Here is a 1062-nt window from a genome sequence, read left to right as displayed (position 1 = left end):
GACGCGACTGATCGAGTTCGGGCGGTTCGCCGCCGGAAATCGACGGAAGCGGGGGCTGGGCAAGCCGGAGACGTTCGACTTCCTGGGTTTTACGCGTATCTGCGGGAAGACTAGGACCGGACATTTCGGGTTGCGGCGGTTCACGATCTCGAAGCGGATGCGGGCGAAGCTTGGTGAGGTGAAGGCCGAGCTGATGCGGCGTCGGCACCTGCCCATCCCCGAGCAGGGCACATGGCTGGCCAGCGTGGTGCGCGGGCACCTCGCCTACTACGCCGTGCCCGGCAACATCGCAGCGATGAACGATTTCCGGGATCAGGTGATCCGGCACTGGCACCGGGCGCTTCGGCGTCGCAGCCAGCGCACGCGCCTGACCTGGGAACGGATGGACCGGCTGGTGGATCGATGGCTACCACAGGTCCGGATCAGGCATCCCTGGCCTAGCGAGCGTTTCGCCGCCACACACCCGAGGTAGGAGCCCAGTGCGGTAATCCCGCACGCTGGGATCTGTGCGGGGGGCCGCCCGAGAGGGCGGTCCCTACCGCGACCATCGAAGGAGTAGCGAACCACGATGGCCCCGGGCTATGCGTTGGCGTTCCGCAAGGGCGCAGCGAAGCGTTGGTAGGGGTACGTGCAGGCCAGGCTATTGAGCCGCGAAATGCATGTCGTTCGGTGGTGCCGACGTTGTTAGTAGTGCGGAAGGCAACACCTCAGGCAGCGCTATCGCAAGTTGCCGAGGACCCCGCGCGGTCGAAGAACCATGGCATGTACGGAAACTCCATGCGCGAGAACCGGGAGATCTCGTGTTCGCCCGTCCGGCCGATCACCGGGTGGGCCGCCCAGGGAACGCCAAGGCGGTAAGCCTGGGATGCACGAACACGAGAAGTCGGATGGGCGCGTAGTACCTGCGAAGCTGGCGAACAAGGTCGCGCAAGCGACGGCGGAGTCGGTGGAGGAAAGGCGCCCAGCCAAGGGGAACACGGACAGCACAACACGTCCCGGACACAGGGCCGGGTCAGGCGTGACAAACGGGCTGGACCGTGTGCGCAAGGCAGCGCAAAGGGA

Annotated in this window: 1 protein-coding gene; it reads left to right on the top strand. The window is 65.8% G+C overall.

The features are described 5' to 3' along the window. Nucleotides 1–472 (top strand): hypothetical protein (locus tag ACWDKQ_RS36380; RefSeq protein WP_450143274.1); only part of this gene is annotated, 472 nt, incomplete at its 5' end. Between the last annotated feature and the right edge of the window lie 590 nt (nt 473–1062).

This window comes from Saccharopolyspora sp. NPDC000995, from assembly GCF_053599315.1.
This window is presented reverse-complemented; position numbering and strand designations above follow the sequence as displayed.